Raw genomic sequence first — 23,332 nt, 5'->3', positions numbered from 1 at the left:
CCGGCTCGGTGCGCGTGCGCAACACCATGGTCGAAGTGATGGCTGCATTCATCCCGATACCCGTCCAGAACATGGTGTCGGATCGGAGCCGCATGAGCCCCACTCCTGAGAAACGAACGAGACATCCGTTTCGAGTCAATTCTGCTGCGCCGTTTCTAAAGAACGGGGCGGCTTTCGTATTTCTTACTTGTTTACCCAAGGCATGGAGAGGTCAATGTCAGTGACCAGCTTGCCACCGCCAAAGCTCATGTTTTCCAAGGGAACGGCATACATGATCAGGCTGATATCGTCCTGACTGACGCCCGCCTTTTCTACCGCGTAACGGGTGACCAACTCCGCGAGTTTGCGTTTCTGCTCCACTGTCCTGCTTGTGCCTATCGTCACCGTTACGACCATGCGCTTGTCAGATCTCTTCATGTCAGGAAAAGTCGGATGGATGAAAAGCTCATCGTCCTTGTGCTCACTGATGATGACGAAACGGTCATCCATAGGCGTATCCATGGCTTCATGAAGAGCGAGATTCAAGGCGTCCGCCAGCGCGCGCTTCTCTTCGCTAGAGAATTTTTGAGCTGGAATGTGGGCGTGGAATATTGGCATGAGTGTTTCCTCGGTGGTGTTGTTCAGGTTAAATGAGGCGATGAAGTGCGTTTCGATGTGTGCGCTGCCTCAGCGGCCTCGGCAACCCTAGCTTTCATATCCCGGAGGAACCGAGAAAATCTCCGCCTCCGGTGGCGGCAGGTCAGCAGCGCCGTTTGGGTGGAGTGCCTGTGCCGCGGCCACCGTGTTAAGAGACTCGCGAAGCAACTTGATTTTGCCGCCCTCGGCAACGAGGTATCCCGTGAACAAGTGATGGATGAGACGTCCGGTCGACGCCGCGCGCGTTTCCGCCAGATATTCGGCGTACACCTGATCCTTCGTGTCGATCAGCACCGTGGTATTCTCGGGTTTGAAGCTGAAGCCGGGATAAAGGTTGCCGCCGACAAAATCATAGAGCTCCGCGATGGCTTCGCGCCCCTGATGGCGGGTCGGAATACCGAGCGAATGGAGGAATGGGAGTTCCAGCACGCCGTCCTCGGCGAACAGCTCAGCACATTTCTTGCCGTCGGGGACAACGGCAAGAAGGTCTAACAGCAATGTTTTTGCATCAGTCATGGTAATTGTCCTCAGGAAAAATTGGCGGCCGCCGCCAGGGGCGGCGCAGTAGGATCAGTTCGGAAAGCTGTCGCCAAACATCGGGAGCCCACTTTTCGAACCGTCGCGCGTGGCCTCGTCTTGGATAACATCCCAGTGTTCGGCGAGCTGGCCGTTTTCGATGCGGACTATGTCGACCACGATCCAGTTTGTCGGGGCGCCGAATCCTGAGAAGCGGCCATGAAGTACGACATAATCGCCCGAGGCCACGGCCAGCCCATTTTCGTAGCGAAACTCGGCGGGCGCTGCCTTGACGAGATCAAACAGGCCTTCGCGACCGGGCGCGATATAAGCACTGTGCTGGATATAGTCGGGCGACCAGAAGCGTTCGGCCGCGGCATAGTCGCGCTTGTTGAACAGCGTATCAAACGCTTCCAGCACGAAATTCCTGTTTCTCTCTTCGGTGCTCATTGGTTTGTCCTCTCTTCGTTATCTGTTGGGTTGAGGGAGGGTAGGCGGATTAAATTTCGCCATCTCCCACCGCTGTGTGGTGGGAGATGTTGGTCCGTACAACTGTAATGATCTTCGGCGAAACGCCAGCTCATCGTGCCATGTCGCCGTTACCGCATTTCGGCCATACGCAGCACCGAATTGCCGCTGTTACCCGTGTTGAAAAACCCAGATGTTCGATTCTTTTAGCGCTTGCAAAGTGCAAGTGGTTGAATAATATTTGCGCTACTTGCATAATGCAAGTGGAAATTTAAGGGGAATAGCAGTGCAGCAAACAAGACGATCGGGCTGCCCGATCAACCTGACGCTTGAGCAGATCGGCGACCGCTGGAGCCTGATCGTTATCCGCGATGTTATGTTCGAGAACAGACGCAGTTATGGCGCCCTGCTGGAGCAAAACCAGGAAGGCATCGCCACGAACATCCTCGCAAGTCGACTGAAGCACTTGACCGCGTCTGGCCTGCTGACACGATGTCCGGATCCGAAACATCAGCAGAAAGGAATTTACAGCCTCACGGAAGCGGCAATACAGCTTGTACCTCTGCTCGCACATATGGCTGCCTGGGGCGTTCGGCATACGCATCCGAGCAAGGAAGCGTCTTTGCGCGCGGAGGTGCTGGAAAAGGGCGGCCCTTCACTTTGGAGTGCCTTTATGGATGAGCTACGTTATCTGCATCTCGGTGCACCGCGTCCGGCGCGCTCAGTATTGGACAAGCTTCGGGCCGACGACGAGCAGGCAATCGCTACTTAGTACCAATCTTTGGCGTCATGACATCCACCATGTGGTGCAAAGCGTTGGCGCTGATGCGATTTTGACCCAGGTTACTGATTTTAGCTGACCCATGTGCAGCCTCTGAAATCCCACGCAAAGTCATGATTGCTGAGTATTCGAATGGGTCAATGATCGCGTTCGATTGTCGAAATGACGGTAGTCACCCCTCGGAAGGCCATAACTCTAAAACACGAAGCTATGCCCTAACTCCCCTTCCATCCAGCTCAAAAATCGCCTGACTCTGGGAAAACTGGAGTGTGCCTTGGGGAACACTAAATGGTGGGCGGCTACCGGAGAGCTCAACGCTTCAGGGGCGACCTCAACCAGCGAACCGCTGGCCAGGTATTTTTGCGCCAGCAGCGTACTTTCGAGAGCGAATCCCAAACCGTGACTCGCTGCTTCCAGGCTCATGTAGGATCGGTCGAAACTCAAAGCGTAGGGTCTTTCGGGGCGCGCCAGGCCATGCTGAGCGAACCACTCAGGCCATCTGAGCAAGGTCGCTTCGGAAAGAATCAGGTCTTCAGCCAGAAGATCAGCTGCGTTGTATACCGCGCAGCGCGCGATCAGCTTGGGCGAGGCCAGCACAGCGAAACTCTCGTTGCGCAAGGTGCGCACTTCATAGCTGGGCCAGTTAGGCCGGCCGTGGCGAATATCGACATCGATTTTGTCCTGGCTGAAATGCAGCGATTCGTAAGAGCAAGACAAATTGATTTGGATGTCCGGGTTGGTCAAGCGAAATGACTCCAACCGGGGCATCAGCCAGAGCAAGCCAAAGCTGGGGGAGGAATGCAGCCGCAGGCAATCCAGACTCACGTCACTCGCTGCCCGCTCGGTAGCGACCTCAAGGCTCTGCAATAAACCGGAAATGTCCTTCAAGTACTGCTCACCCACTGGTGTCAGCGTCACCCCACGCGCTGCCCGCACAAACAACTGTCGACCGATCATGACCTCCAGTTTGGCCAGTTGGTGGCTGATCGCTGATGGCGTGAGGTCCAGCACTTCGGCTGCTCTTGCCAGGTTGCCAAAACGGGCGGTCTGCTCGAAGGCTTGAATTGCTCTCAGCGGTGGCAGATTGGATGAAGGGATATCGTCCTGGCGCATCAGTATTCAGCCTGTTTTTTGGTCTTGAACGGGTAGTGCCATTCAAGCATTTGCGGTCTGCATTGACGAGTGCTGAATTTTATTCATGTAGCAGTGACGTTTGCGTTATTGCTCGGCATGTCGACGGGAGCCACTCTGAGTCATCGATCGCTGAATCGAACCATAAAAACAATCAGAGGTACCCCTCATGCTTCTTCAAGGCAAAGTCGCGATTATTACTGGCGCTGCATCCGAACGTGGTATCGGCCGCGCAACGGCTGTCACCTTCGCCAAACACGGCGCCCGCGTTGTGATCCTGGATCTCGACGAATCCGCCGCCCGCGACGCTGCGGCCACCCTCGGCGAAGGCCATCTGGGCCTGGCTGCCAACGTCGCCGATGAGATGCAAGTCAAAGCAGCCGTCGCCAAGGTTGTCGAGCACTACGGCCGTATCGACATACTCATCAACAATGCCGGCATCACGCAGCCAATCAAGACCCTGGACATACGCCCGGGCGATTACGACAAGGTTCTGGATGTAAGCCTGCGCGGCACGCTGTTGATGTCGCAGGCGGTCATTCCGGTGATGCGCACTCAGGCTTCGGGCAGCATCGTCTGCATGTCATCCGTATCGGCCCAGCGCGGTGGCGGCATTTTCGGCGGCCCACACTACAGCGCAGCGAAAGCCGGTGTGCTCGGACTGGGCAAGGCCATGGCGCGCGAATTTGGCGCGGACAACATTCGCGTCAACTCCATCACGCCAGGTTTGATCCATACCGACATCACCGGCGGCCTGATGCAGGATGATCGCCGCCACGCGATCATCGAAAGCATCCCGCTGGGCCGGCTGGGCGCAGCGCAGGATGTTGCCAATGCGGCACTGTTTCTCGCCAGCGACTTGTCCTCTTACCTCACCGGCATCACGCTGGATGTAAACGGCGGCATGTTGATCCACTGACGACAGGTGTAACCACCCGCTGCCCATTAAGTTCTGGATCGAAGATACGTCGGGCCTCAAGCCCGGCGTTCTATAAAAACAAGAGATCAGACCATCATGATGACCACCATGACGCTCGACGCTGTGTCCACAGTGCGCTCAAGCGCGTATCGCAAAACTGCCTGGCGATTGATGCCTTTCCTGATGTTGTGCTACCTGTGCGCTTACCTGGACCGGGTAAATGTCGGGTTTGCAAAGCTTCAGATGATGAATGACCTGTCCCTGAGCGAGACCGTATACGGGCTTGGCGCTGGCGTGTTCTTTCTTGGCTATTTCCTCTGCGAAGTGCCAAGCAACCTAATCCTCCACAAGGTCGGTGCTCGGCGCTGGATCGCGCGCATCATGATCTCGTGGGGCATCATCTCCGCCCTCTTCGCCTTCGTGGAAACGGCCTGGCAGTTCTATACGCTGCGCTTTCTGCTCGGGATCGCCGAAGCGGGTCTCGCGCCGGGCTTGCTGCTCTACCTCACTTACTGGTTCCCCTCCTACCGCCGCGCAAAAATGACCGTGCTGTGGTTCATCGCCATCCCGCTCTCAGGAATGATCGGCGGGCCGCTCTCAGGCTACATCATGACCCAGTTCGCAGGCTTTCATGGCTGGGCGGGCTGGCAGTGGATGTTCGTGATTGAAGCCATTCCGACGGTTATTGTTGGCCTGATGGTGCTGGCTTACCTCAAAGATGGCGTTCACCAGGCGACCTGGTTGACTGATGAAGAAAAAACACTCGTCAGCAAAGAGCTGGCCGAGGACAACAGCCGCAAAGTCACCCACGCATCGGTCGGGGCATTCCTGCGGGACCGCCGCCTGTGGACTCTTGCCTGCATCTACTTTTGCGTGGTCATGGGCCAGTACGCGATCACCTTTTGGCTGCCGACGCTCATCCGTAACGCAGGTGTTGCCGATCCGATGCACATCGGCTTGCTCACCAGTCTCCCCTACCTGTGCGCCATCGTCGCGATGGTGCTGATGGGGCGTAGCGGCGACAAACACCAGGAGCGCCGCTGGCATCTGGTCGCACCGATGATTGCCGGCGCGCTCGGCCTCACTTTGGCTGCGGTGTTCGGCGGCAACCTGATGCTGTCGGTATTGAGCCTGTGCCTAGCGGCTGCCGGTGTGCTGTCGGCGTCGTCACTGTTCTGGATGCTGCCTACCACGTTGCTTGGTGGTGTCTCCGCCGCTGCCGGGATCGCCGGAATAAACAGCTTTGCCAATCTTGCGGGGTTCTGCTCGCCGTACCTGATTGGATGGATCACCACCACTACCGGTTCGAGCGCCATTGGCATGTACCTGATTACCGGTGTGCTGTGCATCGGTGCTTGTTTGGTGCTGCGCATTCCCGCCGCTTCGGTCAATCGTTGAGTTAACGGAGAATTTCCATGACTGCCACTTTATCTCGCGTGTCATCCACCACGCTGGTGCAGCGCGCCCATAACATTCGCCGCCATGCCTTGCGCATGGGGCAAGTCCAGGGCCAGGGCTATGTCGGCCAGGCGCTTGGCGCGGCAGACTTGCTGGCCGTGTCGTATTTTCATGCCTTGAACTACAAGCCCGAAAACCCCAAGTGGGAACAGCGTGATCGCTTTTACCTCTCCATCGGTCACTACGCGATCGCGCTGTATGCCGCGCTGATCGAGGCTGAAATCATCCCACTGGATGAGCTTGAAACCTACGGTTCGGATGACAGCCGCCTGCCCATGTCCGGTATGGCCGCATACACCCCCGGCATGGAAATCACCGGCGGCTCGCTGGGCCAGGGACTGGGCATCGCGGTGGGCGCCTGCCTGGGTTTGAAGCGCAAACAGTCCAGCTCTTTCGTTTACAACCTGCTATCGGATGGCGAGCTGAATGAGGGCTCCACCTGGGAAGCTGTGATGTCGGCTTCGCACTGGAAACTCGACAACCTGATCGCCATCGTCGACGTGAACAACCAGCAAGCCGACGGGCACTCCAGCGAGGTGCTGGCATTTGAACCCATCGTTGACCGATGGCAAGCCTTTGGCTGGTTCACCCAGCGGGTAGACGGTAACGACCTGGACGCCTTGGTCAAAGCTTTCGACGCGGCCCGCAGCCATCCCGCCGCACAACCGCGCGTCATCATCTGCGATACCAAGATGGGCAAAGGCGTGCCGTTCCTGGAAACCCGCGAAAAGACTCACTTCATCCGCGTGGATGAGCATGAATGGGATGTGGCCCTGAACAACCTCGAAGAAGGCAAAACGCTATGAGCAACGCAACCAACACTACGGCTCAGGCGCCCGCGGCCCTGAAGAAAAAACTGACAACCTCCGCGATGATTGCCTCGATTGCCGCTGAAGGTCAGGCCACCAGATCCGCGCCCTTTGGTCACGCGTTGGCCGCACTCGCGGACCAGCGCCAGGATATCGTGGGTTTATCGGCTGACTTGTCCAAATACACCGACCTGCACATTTTCGCGAAGGCGCACCCGGAGCGTTTCTACCAGATGGGCATGGCTGAGCAGTTGTTGATGAGCGCGGCAGCGGGCATGGCTCGGGAGGGGTTCGTGCCCTTCGCTACCACTTACGCGGTGTTTGCTTCGCGCCGGGCCTATGACTTCATCTGCATGGCGATTGCCGAGGAAAACCTCAACGTCAAAATCGTCTGTGGTCTGCCAGGCCTGACCACCGGGTACGGCCCCAGCCACCAGGCAACTGATGATTTGGCAATCTTCCGCGCCATGCCGAACCTGATGATCGTCGACCCGTGCGATGCCCTGGAAATCGAACAGGCAGTGCCCGCCATTGCAGCGCATCAAGGGCCAGTCTACATGCGGTTACTGCGGGGCAACGTACCGCTGGTGCTCGACGAATATGGCTACAAATTCGAGATCGGCAAAGCCAAAACCCTGCGCACGGGCAATGAGGTTTTAATCATTGCCACCGGCTTGATGACAATGCGCGCGTTGGAAGCAGCCAAGGAGCTTCAGGCTGACGGTGTGGATGTCGCGGTGCTACACGTTCCCACGATCAAGCCTTTGGATGAGCAGACCATTCTGGCTGAGGCCAGAAAGCCGGGACGACTGGTAGTGACTGCGGAAAACCACTCCATCATCGGCGGATTGGGCGAAGCGGTGGCGACCGTGCTGTTGCGCAATGGGGTCACGCCGACATTCAGGCAAATAGCGCTGCCGGACGCGTTTCTCGATGCTGGCGCGCTTCCGACGTTGCACGATCGCTACGGCATTTCCACCCAGGCTGTGTGCGCGCAGATTAAAGGTTGGTTATAGGGTTTAAACTTGCAGGGGGCTGAATCAGCCCCCTGCAAGGAGGAAATATCCCTTGAACGCTGTTTTAAACTGCTGCTTGCCGGCAGTTCGTCAGAGCGCCTTTAGCGCACGTTCGACGCTGATAGCAAGCGGCGTGGTTGGCCTCCCGATAAGTTCAGCCAAGGCGCGTTCGTTGGCGTAGAGAGCCCCCTGGGAGGCGCTGACGTCATAGGAAGCCAATGCTGCGGCAAGATCCTTCGGCAAGCCAACACCTTCGAGCGCGGCGGCGTAGTCGGCTTCCGGGAGGTTGCGGTAAGGGATGTGCTTGCCGGTCTGCTTCGAGATTTCCGCCGCCAGATCAGCCAGCGTCCAAGAGGTATCGCCGGCCAGTTCGTAGGTAGTGTTCTCATGGCCGTCAGCAGTCAACACCACTGCGGCGGCTTCGGCCAGATCCTCGCGTGTCGCTGACGAAATCCGGCCCTCGCCTGCACTACCAAACAGCGCACCATTAGCCAGCGCCACACCAACGAAACCTGTGTAGTTTTCTGTGTACCAACCATTGCGCAACAGCGTGTAGGAAAGTCCGGACGCCTTGAGGGCAGCCTCGGTTGCGCGGTGTTCGTCGGCAAGTGGCAGCACGGACGAGTCAGCGTGCAACACGCTGGTATAGACAATGCGCTTGATGCCGGCCCTCTTCGCCGCCGCAATGACGTTGGCGTGCTGCGCGGCGCGCTGACCGATTTCGCTGGAGGAGATCAACAGCAAGGTTTCCACTCCGGACAACGCCGCATCCAGCGTCTCGGTCTTGGAATAGTCGAACGCCCTTGCCGCAACGCCCAGCGCTTCTGCCTGTTCCGGCTTGCGCACCAAGGCAAGAATGCTGCTCGTGGCGGTTCGCTGCTTGAGGTTCTCGATGACGATGCGGCCCAGTTGGCCGGTGGCTCCAGTAACGGCAATGCTCATGAGGTCACTCCTTGGTGAACGAAAGGGTTGAAGAAATAGCCATGAGCGACTGTAGGATATAAAGTTACTTTAAGTAAGTACGCACAAAAAGGTAAGTGTATGAGTGCAAGCGTTCCTTCAAGATCATCAGAAAAGCCGTCAGCAGTCCCTTTGTCCGAGCGCTTAAGGCGTGGCGACGTGCTGACTCCCCAATGCCCGTCGCGTGAAATCCTGAACCACCTGACTAGCCGCTGGGGGGTATTGGTGCTGATTGCTCTGCTGCCTGGCACGCTGCGGTTCAGCCAGCTACGACGCAAGATCGGCGGCGTCAGCGAACGAATGCTGGCGCAGACGCTTCAGTTGTTGGAAAGCGATGGAATGGTGGAGCGTCACGCCTATGACATTGTGCCGCCACACGTGGAATACACGCTGACGCCTATGGGTAGGGAAGCGGCCGTAAGGGTGCGAGAACTGGCCGATTGGGTGGAGACGCACTATGCAGCCGTGCTGCGTCAACAAGAGGCTTTAGCCGTGGAGAGAGGCCGGTAGGCCAGCCAGCGCAAACAAGTCACGAACCAGCACAAGAGGCCCATCGCTTGTTGGCGCTGATGCGATTTTGACCCAAGCCGCCGGAAATCATTGACCCATCCGAATACTCAGCAATCGATGACCTTGCGTGGGATTTCAGAGGCTGCACATGGGTCAGCTAAAATCAGTAACCTACTGATCTCTTTCGCGTCAATGCTCTGCTGAACGCCATAGACAAGCCCTTAGGTCTGGCGTCATTCCAGCCAGGAGACTCCCTTCGATCTCAGTCGGACAGTGATGGCTAAGGGCAGAGCTCAGACGTTCAGCTCTGAATGCAATTCGGACAACGCGGCAAAAAGTTGCTCATCGTTGCGCTTGTAGTACGTCCATTTTCCAACTTTTGTTGCTGTCACGAAATCCATGTCTTGAAGAACCTTCAGGCAAAGGGATGTTGCAGGTTGCGACATCCCCGCTTTGTCTTGGATCAAGCTTGCGCATACACCGTATACGCTGAAGTCGTAGAGCTGGCTGTAGCTCTTGAAAGACTTGTGCGGGTTTGCCAGCCACGCGAGTACAGCTCGTCGGGTTGGATGAGACAAGACCTTAAGTGCTTCGCTTAGCTCCATAAACCTTGAACCTTGACTCTAATGTGGGGCTGCCCCCATTTGGGTGACCGCGCACGCTGTCAGGTGCTGTGCGGATAGTCGATGTATCCCCGCTCCCCACCGCCATACAGAGTTGAAGGATCTACGGGGTTAAGGGGTTGGTTTTCTTTGAAACGTAGTGGTAAATCCGGGTTTGCGATGAACGTGCGTCCGAAGCCGAAAAAGTCGCCGTAACCCGTCGAGAGAATACGTTTGGCTTTCTCATGAGTGTAGTTACCGGCATACATGATCGGGCCCGAGAACGTATCACGCAGTGCCTGCCGGAATGAGTCTGGAAGATCAGGGCTATTGTCCCAATCTGCTTCTGCAATTGAAAGGTACCCGATGCGCAGGCCTTCCAGCATTTTGGTCGCTTCGACGTAGGTCTCGTGCGGATCTTTTTCGACCAGCCCCAAATAGACCCGTTCTTCATCCGTCGATTCAAACAATGGCGCGAAGCGTACACCAACGCGCTCGCTTGCGAATACACCAATGACCGCTTCAGTCACTTCACGCAGGAACCGCAGCCGGTTTGTGAGTGATCCCCCGTACTCGTCAGTTCTGCGATTAGTGTGCTCTGAGATGAATTGGTTGATGAGGTATCCGTTCGCGGAATGCAGCTCAACGCCATCGAACCCCGCACGCTTCGCATTTTGAGCCGCTCGGCGATAAAGCTCTACCAGCTCCTTGACCTGGATAGTGGTCAATTCTTGCGGCATGCTCGGATCTGCTAACTGTCCCTCGTTAGGGCCGGTTTCAATGAATACTTTAACGTTGGTCGCGCGGATAGCTGAAGGTGCAATTGGAGGCTGATTATCTGGCTGCAAACTGACGTGGGAAACACGACCAACGTGCCAGAGTTGGCAGAAGATGGTGCCACCCTCGGCATGAACTGCTTCGGTCACCTGGCGCCAACCTTCGACCTGTTCGTCACTGTAAATACCGGGCGTCCAAGCATAGCCTTGGCCGCGTGGCTCGATTTGAGAGCCTTCGGTGACCATGAAGCCCGCTGTAGCGCGTTGGCGGTAGTACGCTGCCATGAGCGAGTTCGGTACGTTACCTGGCTGCGAGCTTCTGGAGCGAGTTAGTGGGGGTAAGACGATACGATTTCGAAGCACCATGCTGCCAAGGTTCATAGCGTCAAAAAGATTGCGAGAGGACATTGTTGAGCCCGTATGGGTAGTTGAATGTGCAAACACATTAACACATAAGAATGTTCTGATGTGTTGTGGCGACGCGCTCACTCGTGTTTTCCCAATTCCCTTGACTTTTCGCTGTGCATTTTTGCATGTCAATCAGGCGTTTCTGTCAATTCTTATTGTAAAAAAGCCACCCTATACTCGCGATCAAGCTGGTCCACCAGCATCGTTTCCTAGCCAGTAAGCCACTACAAAAACAATATAGGGCTAACAGCATGAGCGCAGGGGTTAACGTCGGCGTATACGCCGAACACAAGCAGTTGTGCCGCTACGCAATAACGGCAACCCTCACTGTGCACCGCTGGCTCGTGCCACTGCTCGTAACGCATTGGTACGACATCGACTTCCCACATCGCCCTCCCATCCCCGGACGTTCATTCGACCGGCAATGAGTCCTGCAACCCGCATTCAGGTGACGCCCCGCACGGGCGTCGCCCGAGTACTCGTCTGCCTCTGAAAAGGCGGAAACAACAACAAAAAACACACTCGGAGCCTCACTATGACGACTGACCATCCGAACCACGCCCATACCTGCGCACAGGTCAGGGCCAATCCCAATTTCAAGCACCTCACCCGCCAGCGCGCGGTGCTGGCCTGGTCATTGAGCGGCGTGGTTCTGGCTATTTATTATAGTTTCATCATGGTGGTGGCTTTTGTCCCTGCCTGGCTGCACCTGCCGCTGTACGACGGCAGCCACCTCAGTCTTGGCATGCCAATCGGCGTGACGATCATCCTGTTGTCCTGGCTACTTACCGCCTGGTACGTGCACAGAGCCAACACCCACTTCGACGTGCTCAGCTCGCAGATCCTCCAGGAGTCCCGCGCATGAAACGCCTGTCCGCCCTTCTCGCCCTCAGCCCTGTGCTGGCCCATGCCGAGCCTATCATCGCGCAGAAGCAACCGCTCAACCTGCACGCCATCGGCATGTTTTTCGTCTTTGTCCTCGCCACCCTGCTGATCACCTGGTGGGCTGCACGACGCACCCGCTCAGCCGCCGATTTCTACAGCGCAGGCGGCGGTATCACGGGATTTCAGAATGGCTTGGCAATCGCTGGGGACTATATGTCGGCAGCAACTCTGCTGGGCCTGTCGAGCATGGTATTCGCCAAGGGTTACGACGGCTTCGTCTACATCATTGGCTTCTTTGTTGGCTGGCCTATCGTCACCTTCCTGATGGCCGAGCGCTTGCGCAACCTGGGGCGCTACACCTTCGCCGACATCGTCTCCTACCGCCTCGATCAAACCCGCGTACGCAGCTTTGCCGCCCTCGGATCGCTGACCGTGGTGTGCTGCTATCTGGTGGTGCAAATGGTCGGCGCCGGTCAACTGATCAAACTGTTGTTCGGTCTCGACTACCGCACGGCGGTGGTGGTAGTCGGCGTGTTGATGTTGGTCTACGTGATCTTCGGCGGCATGCTCGCCACCACATGGGTACAGATCACCAAGGCGGTCCTGCTCCTGGCGGGCGGCACCACCCTGGTGCTTATGGCCCTGAGCCGCTTCGACTTCAGCTTCGAAACGCTGGCCGCCCAGGCTGTGTCGGTGCATGCCAGCGGTGTGCAGATCATGGGGCCGGGCACCTTGCTGGCCGACCCGATCAATGCCGTGTCACTGTCCCTTGGCCTGGTGTTCGGTATCGCCGGCCTGCCGCACATCCTGATGCGTTTCTTTACGGTGCCCAATGCCAAGGAAGCGCGTAAATCGGTGCTATTTGCCACGATGTTCATCGGCTTCTTTTTCCTGGTGGTCTGCGTCCTGGGTTACACCGCCATCGTCATCGTCGGCACGGATCCACAGTACTACGTCGACGGTAAGCTGGGCGGGACCATGATCGGCGGCAGCAACATGGTAGCCATGCACTTGGCCAAGGCGGTGGGCGGCAACCTGTTTCTCGGTTTCCTCTCCGCCGTGGCTTTCGCCACCATTCTCGCCGTCGTGTCCGGTCTGGCCCTGGCCGGTGCCTCGGCCATCTCCCATGACCTTTATGCTTCGGTATTGAAGAAGGGCCGCGCCGACGAGAAAAAGGAAATGCGCGTGTCGCGCATTGCCACCGTCTGCCTGGGCATCGTTGCGATTTCCCTTGGCATTCTGTTCGAGGGCCAGAACATCGCCTTCCTGGTCGGCCTGACGTTCGGCATCGCCGCCTCGGCGAATTTCCCGGTACTGATCATGTCCATGTACTGGGGCGGCCTGACCACCCGCGGCGCCCTCTATGGCGGCCTGACCGGCCTGATCAGCGCACTGGCCCTGGTGATCTGCTCGCCGTCGGTTTGGGTCGGTGTACTGGGACATGCCCAAGCGCTCTTCCCTTACGACCAACCGGCGCTGTTCTCAATGCCCCTGGCCTTCCTGGTCATAGTGGTCGCTTCCAGGCTTGACCGCAGCGAGCGCGCCGACCGCGAGCGCGCCGCCTATGCCGACCAATTCGTCCGTGCCCAGACCGGCCTTGGAGCTTCCATGGCCAGCAGTCACTGACGCTGCTTTTTCCGGGGCTGATGCCCCTAGCGCGAGTCCGCTCCTTTGCTTCGCGCTTTTTTACGCCCGACCTGCGCCGCTCGGCGCAGGACACCCAAAAAGCGCCCCTCCCTCGCCAACTCCAAATGGCGCGGGAGCGGCTCGTCGACAACAAAAACAACAAAAGGCATCCAATGAAACCGACCACCCTTACCCTGTTCCTGGCCGGCAGCGGCCTCGCAGCACAAGCTCACGCCGACTTCTTCGCAGACAGCACAGCCAACCTTGAGTTACGCAACTTCTATTTCAACCGTGACTATCGCCAAGCCAATGCCGCCCAATCCAAGCAAGAGGAATGGGCGCAAGGTTTTCTGCTGCGCTACGAATCGGGATTCACCGAAGGGCTAATTGGTGTCGGCTTCGATGCCATCGGCCTGGTTGGCGTCAAGCTCGATTCCAGCCCTGATCGCGCAGGCTCCGGCCTGCTCAAACGTCACCGCGACACCAGCAAAGGTGCACAGGACGAGTACGGCGAACTGGGCCTGACCGCTAAAGTGCGGGCCTCGAAAAGCACGCTGAAACTCGGCACGCTGTTGCCGAAACTGCCGACGGTATTGGCCAACGATTCACGGCTGTTGCCACAAACCTTCAAGGGCGGCCAGTTGACCTCGCTGGAACTCGAAGGCCTCACCGTGGATGCCGGGCGACTGACGCAGGTCAATCAGCGCGACTCCTCGGATTACGAGGACATGGGCATCACCCGCACCGGCGCCAAGGGCATCACCACACGTCATCTCGACAGCGACAGTTTCGATTTCGCCAGCCTGAACTACAAATGGACCAGCAACCTCGCCACCGGCTACAGCTACGGTCACCTCGACAACTTCTACAGCCAGCACCTGGTCAACCTGACCTACGTGTTGCCGGTGACGACGGGCCAGTCGCTGAAGACGGACTTGCGCTTCGCCCGCTCCACGGATGATGGCGGCAGCAATGTCGATAACAATGCGATTGGCGCGATGTTCACCTACAACCTCGGCGGGCATGCGTTGGGCCTGGGTTATCAAGGCATGAGCGGCGACACCGGCTACGCCTACGTCAACGGCACCGATGCCTTTTTGGTGAACTTCGTGCAGATCGGCGACTTCGCCAGCAAGGATGAAAAATCCTGGCAGGCGCGTTACGACTACAACTTTGCGGCCATCGGCATTCCGGGCCTGACCTTCATGACCCGCTATCTCACCGGTGACAACATCGATCTGGGTGGCAACCGCCCGGAAGGCAAGGAATGGGAACGTGATACCGACATTGGTTATGTGGTGCAGAGCGGGCCATTGAAGAATGTCGGGGTGAAATGGCGTAACGCGACAGTTCGCTCGACCAACTTCGGCAGCGACCTGGATGAAAACCGCCTGATCGTCAGCTACACCCTGAAGCTCTGGTAAATACGCACGCGAGCCGAATGCTACTCCCAGCGCCTGGCGGTGTGAGTGGCATTCGCCTTGCGGTTCTGCCGCGTCATGGGCCAAACAGCCCCATGCATTTTTGCACAACACACTGGCTTTTTTAGCCATTCATATTTGTTTTATGCATGCATATACTCGATTCAAATCTGGTCACTAATCAGATCAATCCCGATAAAAATAAACAAGGGAACCCACCGTGAAACCATTCTTGCTGGCCGTCTCCCCATCATCAGGTCTGCGCACCTGTCCCGTACGTCCCGCAGCTCGCAGCGATACCACCTTCGCCGCTTGACTGCTTCGTACTCGCCACCCGCGCCGATCGACACCTTGATTGATGGAGAGAACAATGAATACCAACAGCCAACCCTTCCTTGCCGCTCGCGACTTCCTGCTTTCCCACCGTACCGATTACGCCACCGCGGTGCGTGACTTCCGCTGGCCGCAACTGAGCGAGTTCAATTGGGCGCTGGATTACTTCGATGCCATGGCGCAGGGCAATCACGCCAACGCCTTGTGGATCGTCGAAGAAGACGGCAGCGAACAGCGCTACAGCTTCCAGCAACTGGCCTCGCGCTCCAACCAGGTGGCCAACCACTTGCGTGCCCTTGGCGTGCGCCGTGGCGAACGCATCCTGCTGATGCTCGGCAACGACGTCGCCCTGTGGGAAACCATGCTGGCCGCCTTCAAAATCGGCGCCGTGGTCATTCCCGCCACCGCCCTGTTGACCCCGGATGACCTGCGCGACCGCATCGAGCGCGGCCAGGTTCGCCACCTTGTGGTCGGCGGCGCCCACGTCGACAAGTTCGTCGGCCTGGGTGAAGGCTGCAGCCGCATATGCGTCGGCCCGGGCCCCGCCGACTGGACCTCGCACAGCGCAGCCAGCGAATATTCCGAGCAGTTCGAAGTCGAGGGCCTCACCCTGGCCACTGACCCGATGCTGCTGTACTTCACCTCCGGCACCACCTCCAAACCGAAGATGGTACTGCACAGTCATCAGAGCTACCCGGTCGGCCACCTGTCGACCATGTACTGGATCGGCCTGCAGCCGGGTGACCTGCACTTGAACATCTCATCACCGGGTTGGGCCAAGCATGCGTGGAGCTGCCTCTTCGCACCATGGAACGCCGGCGCCTGCATCTTCATCCACAATGTCGCGCGCTTCAGCGCCACGGCTCTGCTCGGCGCGCTGGAGCGCTACGGCGTCACCAGCCTGTGCGCCCCACCCACCGTCTGGCGCATGCTGATCCAGGAAGACCTGGCCAGTTACAAGGAGCGCTTGAAACTGCGTGAACTGGTGGGCGCCGGTGAACCGCTCAATCCGGAGATTATCGAGCAGATTCTGCATGCCTGGGACTTGCCACTGCGCGACGGCTTCGGCCAGTCGGAAACCACCGCCCTGGTCGGCAATACACCCGGCCAACTGCTCAAACCCGGCTCCATGGGCCGTCCGCTGCCGGGCTACCGAGTGACCATGCTTGACCCCGATGGCATACCCGGCAATGAGGGTGAAGTAGCCCTGCCGCTGGATGTGCGACCACTCGGTCTGATGTTGTGCTACGAGGACAGCCCGGAAAAAACCGCCGAAGTGATGCGCGACGGTTACTACCGCACCGGCGACACCGCGCAGATCGACGAGGACGGCTATGTCACCTTTGTCGGCCGCGCCGACGATGTGTTCAAAGCCTCCGACTACCGCATCAGTCCCTTCGAGCTGGAAAGCGCGCTGATCGAACACCCGGCGGTGATGGAAGTGGCCGTGGTGCCGAGCCCTGATCCGGTGCGCCTGGCAGTGCCCAAGGCCTATCTGATCCTGGCCCATGACGCACCGGGCAGCTACGAACTCGCCGCCGACATCCTCGCCTTCGCCCGCGAGCATTTGGCGCCCTACAAGCGGGTGCGACGTATCGAATTCGTCAGCGAACTGCCCAAGACCATCTCCGGGAAGATTCGCCGGGTGGAATTGCGGCAAATGGAAGTGCAGCGTCGCCAGGGCGACGCACGAGGCCCCCAGGAATACTTCGAAGAAGACTTCCCGCAACTCAAGGGCTGAACCCGGGCCGGTAAGCCGGCCATTCTGAATTCAAACGCGACCGCTCGGCCAATCAGGCCGAGGGGCCTCACTCGACTCAAAGAAAGTAGACAGGACCCGAAAATGACCTCCTCCAGCATTCCTAGCGTCAAGCTTCTTATCAACGGCGAATTCGTCGAATCGCGCAGCACCCAATGGCGCGACGTGATCAACCCGGCTACCCAGGAAGTCCTGGCCCGCGTCCCCTTCGCCACCGCCGAAGAAATGAACGCCGCCGTGGCCAGCGCCAAGGAAGCCTTCAAGACCTGGCGCAAAACGCCGATTGGCGTCCGCTCCCGGATCTTCTTCAAATATCAGCAACTGATCCGCGAAAACATCAAAGAACTGGCAGCACTGCTCACCGCCGAACAGGGTAAAACCCTGCCGGATGCAGAAGGTGATGTGTTCCGCGGGCTAGAGGTCGTTGAGCACGCAACCGCCATCGGCAATCTGCAGATGGGCGAACTGGCCAACAACGTCGCCAATGGCGTCGACACCTATACCTTGATGCAGCCGCTGGGCGTGTGCGCCGGCATCACCCCGTTCAACTTCCCGGCGATGATCCCGCTGTGGATGTTCCCGATGGCCATCGCCACCGGCAACACCTTCATCCTCAAGCCGTCCGAGCAAGATCCGCTGGTGACCATGCGCCTGGTCGAACTGGCGCTGGAGGCCGGTGTACCGAAGGGAGTGCTCAACGTCATCCACGGTGGCGTCGACGCGGTGAACTTGATCTGCGACCACCCGGACATCAAGGCCGTGTCCTTCGTCGGCTCGACCAAGGTCGGCACCCACGTCTATAACCGCGCTACCCAGAATGGCAAGCGTGCGCAGTGCATGATGGGCGCAAAGAACCATGCCATCGTCCTGCCCGATGCCAACAAACAGCAGACCCTGAACAACCTGCTGGGTGCTTCCTTTGGCGCTGCGGGCCAGCGCTGCATGGCTCTGCCAGTGGTGATCCTGGTCGGTGAAGCACAGGCCTGGTTGCCAGACCTGATCGAGCGAACCAAGACCCTCAAGATCAATGGCGGCACCGAGCCGGGCACCGACATCGGCCCGGTGATTTCCTGCGCCGCCCTGGAGCGCGTCAACGGTCTGATCGCCAGCGGCATCGAAGAAGGCGCCAGGCTCGAACTGGATGGGCGCAACCCGAGTGTGCCGGGCTACCAAGACGGCAACTTCGTCGGCCCGACTATCTTCTCCGGCGTTACCGCGCAGATGTCTGTGTACCGCGAAGAGATCTTCGGCCCGGTGCTGTGCGTCATGCACGCCGCCAGCCTGAGCGAGGCGATCGAGATCATCAACGCCAACCCGAACGGCAACGGTACGGCCCTGTTCACCCGCTCCGGCGCTGCCGCCCGTCACTTCCAGGAAGAGATCGATGTCGGCCAGGTGGGCATCAACGTGCCGATCCCGGTGCCGGTCCCGCTGTTTTCCTTCTCTGGTTCGCGCGCCTCCAAGCTGGGCGACTTGGGCCCCTACGGCAAGCAGGTGGTGACCTTCTACACCCAGACCAAGACGGTCACCCAGCGCTGGTTCGACGAAGACGACACCAGCGGTGCGGTAAACACCACCATCACCCTGAAATGACCTTTGCTGGCCGACGCCAAGCGCCGGCCAGTCAGGAGCTGAAAGATGGAATACCAAACTTTACTGGTCGATGTGCAACAGCGCGTGGGCCTGATCACCCTCAACCGGCCACAGGCGCTCAACGCGCTGAACAGCCAATTGATCGCCGAGCTGAACCAGGCCCTTGATCGCCTGGAGGCCGACCCTGAAATCGGCTGCCTGGTCATCACCGGATCGACCAAGGCCTTTGCCGCGGGTGCTGACATCAAAGAGATGGCCGCGCTGGGTTATCCGCAGATTTATCTGGACGATTTCTTTGCCGCCGCCGACCGCATCGGCGCCCGGCGCAAGCCAATGATTGCCGCAGTGGCTGGCTACGCGTTGGGTGGCGGTTGCGAGTTGGCGCTGATGTGCGACTTCATCTATGCCGCCGATAACGCCCGCTTCGGCCTGCCGGAGCTGAACCTGGGTGTGATCCCCGGGATTGGTGGCACCCAGCGCCTGAGCCGCGCCATAGGCAAGTCCAAAGCCATGGAGATGTGCCTGACGGGTCGCCAACTCGGCGCCGAGGAAGCTGAGCGCGCCAATCTGGTGGCCCGTGTTTTCCCCGTCGCAGAGTTGCTGGAACGAACCCTGGAAGTCGCCCGCGGCATTGCCGGCAAGTCGCTGCCAGCAGCCATGATGATCAAGGAATGCGTCAACCGCGCCGAAGAGATCAGCCTCACTGAAGGCGTACGTTTCGAGCGCCGGCTGTTCCATTCGCTGTTTGCCAGCCACGACCAAAAGGAAGGCATGCAAGCCTTCGTCGACAAGCGCGTGCCGAATTTCCTGCACCGCTGAATCCAACTCGCAAAAGGTAGCCATCATGCATATCGGATTTCTCGGCCTCGGCAACATGGGCGGCCCAATGGCCCGCAACCTGCTCAAGGCTGGCCACAGCCTGACCGTTTTCGATCCATTCCCCCAGGCGGTCGCCACCCTGGTGGAGGCCGGTGCCAGCGCCGCCGACTCCCCCGCCGCCGTGGCCAAGGCCAGGGTTGAGGTGATCATCACCATGCTGCCGACCGCCGAGCACGTGAAGCAGGTCTATCGGGGCAAGGATGGCCTGCTGGCCAATATTGGCCAAGGCGTGCTCTTGATCGACAGCTCGACCATCGACCCGCTGAGCACCCGCGAGTTGGCCAAATACGCCCTTGCCCAAGGCAACCCAATGCTCGACGCGCCGGTATCCGGTGGCACCGGCGGTGCGGCGGCAGGCACCCTGACCTTTATGGTCGGTGGCCCGGACAGCGTGTTCGACCAGGCCCTGCCGATCCTCTCGGCCATGGGCAAGAACATCGTGCACTGCGGCGCAGCAGGCAACGGCCAGGTGGCCAAGATCACCAACAACATGCTGCTCGGCATCTCCATGGTCGGCGTCGCTGAAGCCATGGCCCTGGGTGTAGCCCTGGGCATGGACGCCAAGGTACTGGCCGGAGTCATCAATACCTCCACCGGCCGCTGCTGGAGCTCGGAGATCAACAACCCGTTCCCAGGCGTGCTGGAAAACGCTCCAGCCTCGCGTGGTTACAGTGGCGGCTTTGGCAGCAACCTGATGCTCAAGGACCTCGGCCTGGCCACCGAAGCAGCCAGGCATGCGCGTCAACCGGTGGCGCTCGGTGCTGTAGCCCAGCAGCTGTACCAGACGTTCAGCCTGCAAGGTAACGGTGGCCTGGACTTCTCCGCCATCATCAAACTGTTCCGCGGAGAAGCCTGAGCATGAGCGAGCAGCAAGCCCCAGTGCTGGCCAGCGTGCGTAACCGCGTCGGCCACCTGACACTGAATCGGCCAAATGCGTTGAACACCCTGGACCTGCCCACGGTGCGCCTGCTCTGCCGGCACCTGCGGACTTGGGAGCAGGACCCGGAGATTGTCGCCGTGACCCTGCGCGGTGCTGGCGAAAAAGCCTTCTGCGCCGGTGGCGATATCCGCATGCTGTACGACAGTCACAAGGCCGGCGACAACCAGCATGAGTTGTTCCTCGAAGAAGAATACGCCCTGGATGAGTACCTGCACGGCTACACCAAGCCAGTGCTGGCACTGCTCGATGGTTTCGTCCTCGGCGGCGGCATGGGCCTGGCCCAGGCCGCCTCGTTACGGGTGATCACCGAGCGCACGCGGATGGGCATGCCGGAAGTCGGCATCGGTTTTTTCCCTGATGTCGGTGGCAGCTATTTCCTGCCGCGTTTGCCAGGTGAACTAGGCACCTATCTGGGCATCACCGGCTGCCAGGTGCGTGCCGCCGATGCCCTCTATGCGAACCTTGCCGACTACTACCTGCCCAGCGAACGACTGGCCGAACTCGATGCCAGAATCGACCACTTGATCTGGACCGCTGCACCCGCCGAAGACTTGCAGGACCTGCTCTGCGACATGGCCACCGAGCGTCTGGCCGGGTCCGAGCTCAAGGCCTGTCGCCAGGCAATCGACGAATATTTCGCCTTGCCCGATGTCCCGGCCATTCGCGCCGCGCTGCAGGGCGAACATCGCCCTGAGCTGCAAGACTGGGCCGAGCAGACGGTCAAGCTGCTCGACAGCCGCTCGCCGCTGGCGATGGCTGCGACGCTTGAGTTGTTGCGTCGTGGTCGTTACCTGAGCCTGGCTGAGTGCTTCGCTCTGGAGTTGCACCTCGACTACCAGTGGTTCGACAAGGGCGACCTGATGGAGGGTGTGCGCGCCCTGATCATCGACAAGGACAAGCGCCCTTGCTGGAACCCACCCACCTTGGCAGAGCTGGTTCCTGCCCGGGTACAAGCCTTTTTCAACGACTTTGAACGCGCCTCCGGCAAGCCCGTACGCACCGCCTGATCGGCAGGAGACTTTACAATGCACGATATCGAATTGACCGAAGAGCAACGCATGATCCGCGACATGGCGCGCGACTTCGCCCGCAGTGAAGTCGCGCCGCATGCCCAAGCCTGGGAGAAGGCCGGCTGGATCGATGACGCGGTGGTGGCGCAGATGGGCGAGCTGGGTCTGCTGGGTATGGTCGTCCCGGACACCTGGGGCGGCAGTTATACCGACTATGTGGCCTACGCTCTGGCTGTGGAAGAAATCTCGGCCGGTGACGGTGCCCTCGGCGCGCTGATGAGCATCCACAATTCGGTGGGCTGCGGCCCCCTGCTGAAATACGGCACCCCCGCGCAACAGGACAGCTGGCTGCCGCTTCTGGTCAGTGGTCAAGCGATCGGCTGTTTCTGTCTGACCGAACCACAGGCCGGCTCCGAGGCGCACAACCTGCGCACCCGTGCCGAACTGCGCGACGGCCAGTGGATTCTCAACGGTGCCAAGCAGTTCGTCAGCAACGGGGAGCGGGCCAGGCTGGCCATTGTCTTCGCCGTCACTGATGCGGAACTGGGCAAGAAAGGGCTGTCGGCCTTCCTGGTCCCCACTGACAACTCCGGATTCGTGGTCGACCGACGCGAACACAAGATGGGGATCAAGGCCTCCGATACCTGCGCGGTGACCTTGAACAACTGCACCATTCCCGAAGCCAACCTGCTGGGTGAACGCGGCAAAGGTCTGGCCATTGCCCTGTCCAACCTCGAGGGCGGTCGCATCGGCATCGCCGCCCAAGCCCTGGGTATCGCTCGCGCCGCCTTCGAGGCTGCACTTGGCTATGCCCGCGAACGCATCCAGTTCGGCAAGCCGATCATCGAGCACCAGAGCGTGTCCAACCTGCTCGCCGACATGCACACCCAACTCAACGCCAGCCGGCTGCTGATACTCCATGCGGCGCGCCTGAAAAGTGCCGCACAACCGTGTCTGTCCGAAGCCTCCCAGGCCAAACTATTCGCCTCGGAAATGGCCGAACGCGTGTGCTCCAGCGCCATTCAGATCCATGGCGGCTACGGCTATCTGGAGGATTACCCGGTGGAGCGTTACTACCGCGACGCGCGTATCACTCAGATCTACGAAGGCTCCAGCGAGGTCCAGCGCCTGGTGATCGCCCGCGAACTGAGTCACTACGCGCTCTGACCCCTGCAGCCGGACGCGCCTGCCGCGTCCGGACTTCACTGTGTTTCCTCTCGCGGAATGGAGGCCTGATTTCATGACCCACGCCCAGCCCGTCATGTCGCGTTGCGCCAAATCGAATGCCTTGTTGGCGGTGGCCATCGACTCGCGCTACCTGGAAACCCGCCAGAAGGCTCTCGAGTTGTTCGCCAAGTGTGGTTTCAGCCGGGTAAGCATGCGCGACCTGGCCACCTATCTGGGGATCAAGGCTGGCTCCATTTACAACCACATCGAAAGCAAGGAGGCACTGCTGTTCGAACTGATCGAGGAACTCTACGAACAGTTGCTTCATGGCGCCAGCCTGGTGACTCGTCGCAAATCCGCCCCCGCTGTACGACTGCAAGGCCTACTTGAGGCGCATCTGCTGCTACACGAGCGAATGGGGGCGCATTTCCGTCTGGCGGAATACGACCTCCATTGCCTGAGCAGCGAACAGCATGCCTCGATCCTGAGCCTGCGCCGACGCTACGAGGAGCATCTGGTGGAAACGATAGAGCAACTCACCGGCACACCGGCCAACGCCACCCGACGCGCCACCTTGAGCGGCATCGTTTCCCTGCTGAACCAACTGCCGGCCTGGGTTGCGGAGCCACAGGCAAGCAAGGGAGCACGCCGCAAATTGTTGCATGACATGGTGATGAGCGCTCTTCAGGGTGCGTTGCGGGCAACTTAGGCCTCTGGCCGAGTGGCTCT

The 23,332-nt window shown here is 59.3% G+C and carries 23 protein-coding genes; 16 read left to right on the top strand and 7 right to left on the bottom strand.

Annotation, left to right across the window (positions count from 1 at the left end; all coding sequences use genetic code 11):
• Nucleotides 1-183: 183 nt before the first annotated feature.
• The 3 genes from IB250_RS03975 to IB250_RS03965 form a co-directional block, all read right to left on the bottom strand.
• On the bottom strand, nt 184-597 hold the full coding sequence (locus IB250_RS03975) for a tautomerase family protein (protein ID WP_192343068.1): 414 nt from the start codon (nt 595-597) through the stop codon (nt 184-186).
• 87 nt (nt 598-684) lie between these two features.
• Nucleotides 685-1,152, bottom strand: a complete 468-nt coding sequence (locus IB250_RS03970) for a nuclear transport factor 2 family protein (protein ID WP_192343067.1) — start codon at nt 1,150-1,152, stop codon at nt 685-687.
• A gap of 54 nt (nt 1,153-1,206) precedes the next feature.
• Nucleotides 1,207-1,602 carry a nuclear transport factor 2 family protein gene (locus IB250_RS03965; protein WP_192343066.1) on the bottom strand — a complete coding sequence of 132 codons (396 nt, stop codon included), beginning with the start codon at nt 1,600-1,602 and terminating at the stop codon, nt 1,207-1,209.
• Nucleotides 1,603-1,906: 304 nt separating this feature from the next.
• Here IB250_RS03965 and IB250_RS03960 point away from each other — a divergent pair, with 304 nt between their 5' ends.
• On the top strand, nt 1,907-2,392 hold the full coding sequence (locus IB250_RS03960; protein ID WP_192343065.1) for a winged helix-turn-helix transcriptional regulator: 486 nt from the start codon (nt 1,907-1,909) through the stop codon (nt 2,390-2,392).
• A gap of 204 nt (nt 2,393-2,596) precedes the next feature.
• Here the strand turns inward: IB250_RS03960 and IB250_RS03955 are convergent, their stop codons facing one another.
• Nucleotides 2,597-3,514, bottom strand: coding sequence for a LysR substrate-binding domain-containing protein (locus IB250_RS03955; RefSeq protein ID WP_192343064.1), 918 nt, complete (start codon nt 3,512-3,514; stop codon nt 2,597-2,599).
• A gap of 187 nt (nt 3,515-3,701) precedes the next feature.
• Between IB250_RS03955 and IB250_RS03950 the strand changes: the two genes are divergently transcribed.
• From IB250_RS03950 to IB250_RS03935, 4 genes are all read left to right on the top strand, one after another.
• Nucleotides 3,702-4,451, top strand: a complete 750-nt coding sequence (locus IB250_RS03950; protein WP_192343063.1) for an SDR family NAD(P)-dependent oxidoreductase — start codon at nt 3,702-3,704, stop codon at nt 4,449-4,451.
• A 96-nt stretch (nt 4,452-4,547) separates the two neighbouring features.
• Nucleotides 4,548-5,849, top strand: a complete 1,302-nt coding sequence (locus IB250_RS03945; protein ID WP_192343062.1) for an MFS transporter — start codon at nt 4,548-4,550, stop codon at nt 5,847-5,849.
• Between the two features lie 17 nt (nt 5,850-5,866).
• Nucleotides 5,867-6,715 carry a transketolase gene (locus IB250_RS03940; protein ID WP_192343061.1) on the top strand — a complete coding sequence of 283 codons (849 nt, stop codon included), beginning with the start codon at nt 5,867-5,869 and terminating at the stop codon, nt 6,713-6,715.
• A complete protein-coding gene (locus tag IB250_RS03935) occupies nt 6,712-7,734 on the top strand; it encodes a transketolase family protein (RefSeq protein WP_192343060.1) in 1,023 nt (340 codons plus the stop codon). Before IB250_RS03940 ends, IB250_RS03935 begins: the two co-directional genes overlap by 4 nt.
• 90 nt (nt 7,735-7,824) lie before the next feature.
• Here IB250_RS03935 and IB250_RS03930 read toward each other — a convergent pair whose 3' ends face one another.
• Nucleotides 7,825-8,676 carry an SDR family oxidoreductase gene (locus tag IB250_RS03930; protein ID WP_192343059.1) on the bottom strand — a complete coding sequence of 284 codons (852 nt, stop codon included), beginning with the start codon at nt 8,674-8,676 and terminating at the stop codon, nt 7,825-7,827.
• Between the two features lie 177 nt (nt 8,677-8,853).
• On the opposite strand from IB250_RS03930, the gene IB250_RS03925 reads away from it, so the two are divergent.
• Complete coding sequence (locus IB250_RS03925) at nt 8,854-9,204, top strand: helix-turn-helix domain-containing protein (RefSeq protein WP_318652625.1); 351 nt, start codon at nt 8,854-8,856, stop codon at nt 9,202-9,204.
• Nucleotides 9,205-9,497: 293 nt separating this feature from the next.
• Here IB250_RS03925 and IB250_RS03920 read toward each other — a convergent pair whose 3' ends face one another.
• Entirely contained in the window at nt 9,498-9,809 is a 312-nt protein-coding gene (locus IB250_RS03920; protein WP_192343057.1) for an ArsR/SmtB family transcription factor, read from the bottom strand.
• 59 nt (nt 9,810-9,868) lie between these two features.
• Nucleotides 9,869-10,990, bottom strand: coding sequence for an alkene reductase (locus IB250_RS03915; RefSeq protein WP_192343056.1), 1,122 nt, complete (start codon nt 10,988-10,990; stop codon nt 9,869-9,871).
• A gap of 535 nt (nt 10,991-11,525) precedes the next feature.
• Between IB250_RS03915 and IB250_RS03910 the strand changes: the two genes are divergently transcribed.
• The 10 genes from IB250_RS03910 to IB250_RS03865 all read left to right on the top strand — a co-directional run bounded on the left by IB250_RS03910 (nt 11,526) and on the right by IB250_RS03865 (nt 23,312).
• On the top strand, nt 11,526-11,855 hold the full coding sequence (locus IB250_RS03910; protein ID WP_192343055.1) for a DUF485 domain-containing protein: 330 nt from the start codon (nt 11,526-11,528) through the stop codon (nt 11,853-11,855).
• Nucleotides 11,852-13,501, top strand: coding sequence for a cation acetate symporter (locus IB250_RS03905; RefSeq protein WP_192343054.1), 1,650 nt, complete (start codon nt 11,852-11,854; stop codon nt 13,499-13,501). Before IB250_RS03910 ends, IB250_RS03905 begins: the two co-directional genes overlap by 4 nt.
• 173 nt (nt 13,502-13,674) lie before the next feature.
• Complete coding sequence (locus IB250_RS03900) at nt 13,675-14,925, top strand: OprD family porin (protein WP_192343053.1); 1,251 nt, start codon at nt 13,675-13,677, stop codon at nt 14,923-14,925.
• A 367-nt stretch (nt 14,926-15,292) separates the two neighbouring features.
• Complete coding sequence (locus IB250_RS03895) at nt 15,293-16,996, top strand: AMP-binding protein (RefSeq protein WP_192343052.1); 1,704 nt, start codon at nt 15,293-15,295, stop codon at nt 16,994-16,996.
• Between the two features lie 102 nt (nt 16,997-17,098).
• Complete coding sequence (locus IB250_RS03890) at nt 17,099-18,607, top strand: CoA-acylating methylmalonate-semialdehyde dehydrogenase (RefSeq protein ID WP_192343051.1); 1,509 nt, start codon at nt 17,099-17,101, stop codon at nt 18,605-18,607.
• Nucleotides 18,608-18,652: 45 nt separating this feature from the next.
• Nucleotides 18,653-19,426, top strand: a complete 774-nt coding sequence (locus IB250_RS03885) for an enoyl-CoA hydratase (RefSeq protein WP_192343050.1) — start codon at nt 18,653-18,655, stop codon at nt 19,424-19,426.
• A 25-nt stretch (nt 19,427-19,451) separates the two neighbouring features.
• Nucleotides 19,452-20,342, top strand: a complete 891-nt coding sequence (gene mmsB, locus IB250_RS03880) for a 3-hydroxyisobutyrate dehydrogenase (RefSeq protein WP_192343049.1) — start codon at nt 19,452-19,454, stop codon at nt 20,340-20,342.
• Between the two features lie 2 nt (nt 20,343-20,344).
• Nucleotides 20,345-21,433, top strand: a complete 1,089-nt coding sequence (locus IB250_RS03875; RefSeq protein ID WP_192343048.1) for an enoyl-CoA hydratase/isomerase family protein — start codon at nt 20,345-20,347, stop codon at nt 21,431-21,433.
• An 18-nt stretch (nt 21,434-21,451) separates the two neighbouring features.
• Nucleotides 21,452-22,603, top strand: a complete 1,152-nt coding sequence (locus IB250_RS03870; protein WP_192343047.1) for an acyl-CoA dehydrogenase family protein — start codon at nt 21,452-21,454, stop codon at nt 22,601-22,603.
• A gap of 73 nt (nt 22,604-22,676) precedes the next feature.
• On the top strand, nt 22,677-23,312 hold the full coding sequence (locus tag IB250_RS03865; protein ID WP_192343046.1) for a TetR/AcrR family transcriptional regulator: 636 nt from the start codon (nt 22,677-22,679) through the stop codon (nt 23,310-23,312).
• Nucleotides 23,313-23,332: the final 20 nt, after the last annotated feature.

The organism is Pseudomonas sp. PDM09 (assembly GCF_014852305.1).
Lineage (GTDB): Bacteria > Pseudomonadota > Gammaproteobacteria > Pseudomonadales > Pseudomonadaceae > Aquipseudomonas.
Note: the sequence above shows the minus strand (reverse complement) of the source record. Positions and strands in the feature narration are given on the sequence as shown.

Coding starts and splice junctions, on each gene's coding strand:
- IB250_RS03950 (WP_192343063.1), top strand. CDS start 3,702: ATGCTTCTTCAAGGCAAAGTCGCGATTATTACTGGCGCTGCATCCGAA.
- IB250_RS03915 (WP_192343056.1), bottom strand. CDS start 10,990: ATGTCCTCTCGCAATCTTTTTGACGCTATGAACCTTGGCAGCATGGTG.
- IB250_RS03935 (WP_192343060.1), top strand. CDS start 6,712: ATGAGCAACGCAACCAACACTACGGCTCAGGCGCCCGCGGCCCTGAAG.
- IB250_RS03910 (WP_192343055.1), top strand. CDS start 11,526: ATGACGACTGACCATCCGAACCACGCCCATACCTGCGCACAGGTCAGG.
- IB250_RS03895 (WP_192343052.1), top strand. CDS start 15,293: ATGAATACCAACAGCCAACCCTTCCTTGCCGCTCGCGACTTCCTGCTT.
- IB250_RS03955 (WP_192343064.1), bottom strand. CDS start 3,514: ATGCGCCAGGACGATATCCCTTCATCCAATCTGCCACCGCTGAGAGCA.
- IB250_RS03865 (WP_192343046.1), top strand. CDS start 22,677: ATGACCCACGCCCAGCCCGTCATGTCGCGTTGCGCCAAATCGAATGCC.
- IB250_RS03900 (WP_192343053.1), top strand. CDS start 13,675: ATGAAACCGACCACCCTTACCCTGTTCCTGGCCGGCAGCGGCCTCGCA.
- IB250_RS03920 (WP_192343057.1), bottom strand. CDS start 9,809: ATGGAGCTAAGCGAAGCACTTAAGGTCTTGTCTCATCCAACCCGACGA.
- IB250_RS03970 (WP_192343067.1), bottom strand. CDS start 1,152: ATGACTGATGCAAAAACATTGCTGTTAGACCTTCTTGCCGTTGTCCCC.
- IB250_RS03885 (WP_192343050.1), top strand. CDS start 18,653: ATGGAATACCAAACTTTACTGGTCGATGTGCAACAGCGCGTGGGCCTG.
- IB250_RS03870 (WP_192343047.1), top strand. CDS start 21,452: ATGCACGATATCGAATTGACCGAAGAGCAACGCATGATCCGCGACATG.
- IB250_RS03945 (WP_192343062.1), top strand. CDS start 4,548: ATGATGACCACCATGACGCTCGACGCTGTGTCCACAGTGCGCTCAAGC.
- IB250_RS03875 (WP_192343048.1), top strand. CDS start 20,345: ATGAGCGAGCAGCAAGCCCCAGTGCTGGCCAGCGTGCGTAACCGCGTC.
- IB250_RS03975 (WP_192343068.1), bottom strand. CDS start 597: ATGCCAATATTCCACGCCCACATTCCAGCTCAAAAATTCTCTAGCGAA.
- IB250_RS03890 (WP_192343051.1), top strand. CDS start 17,099: ATGACCTCCTCCAGCATTCCTAGCGTCAAGCTTCTTATCAACGGCGAA.
- IB250_RS03930 (WP_192343059.1), bottom strand. CDS start 8,676: ATGAGCATTGCCGTTACTGGAGCCACCGGCCAACTGGGCCGCATCGTC.
- IB250_RS03940 (WP_192343061.1), top strand. CDS start 5,867: ATGACTGCCACTTTATCTCGCGTGTCATCCACCACGCTGGTGCAGCGC.
- mmsB (WP_192343049.1), top strand. CDS start 19,452: ATGCATATCGGATTTCTCGGCCTCGGCAACATGGGCGGCCCAATGGCC.
- IB250_RS03905 (WP_192343054.1), top strand. CDS start 11,852: ATGAAACGCCTGTCCGCCCTTCTCGCCCTCAGCCCTGTGCTGGCCCAT.
- IB250_RS03965 (WP_192343066.1), bottom strand. CDS start 1,602: ATGAGCACCGAAGAGAGAAACAGGAATTTCGTGCTGGAAGCGTTTGAT.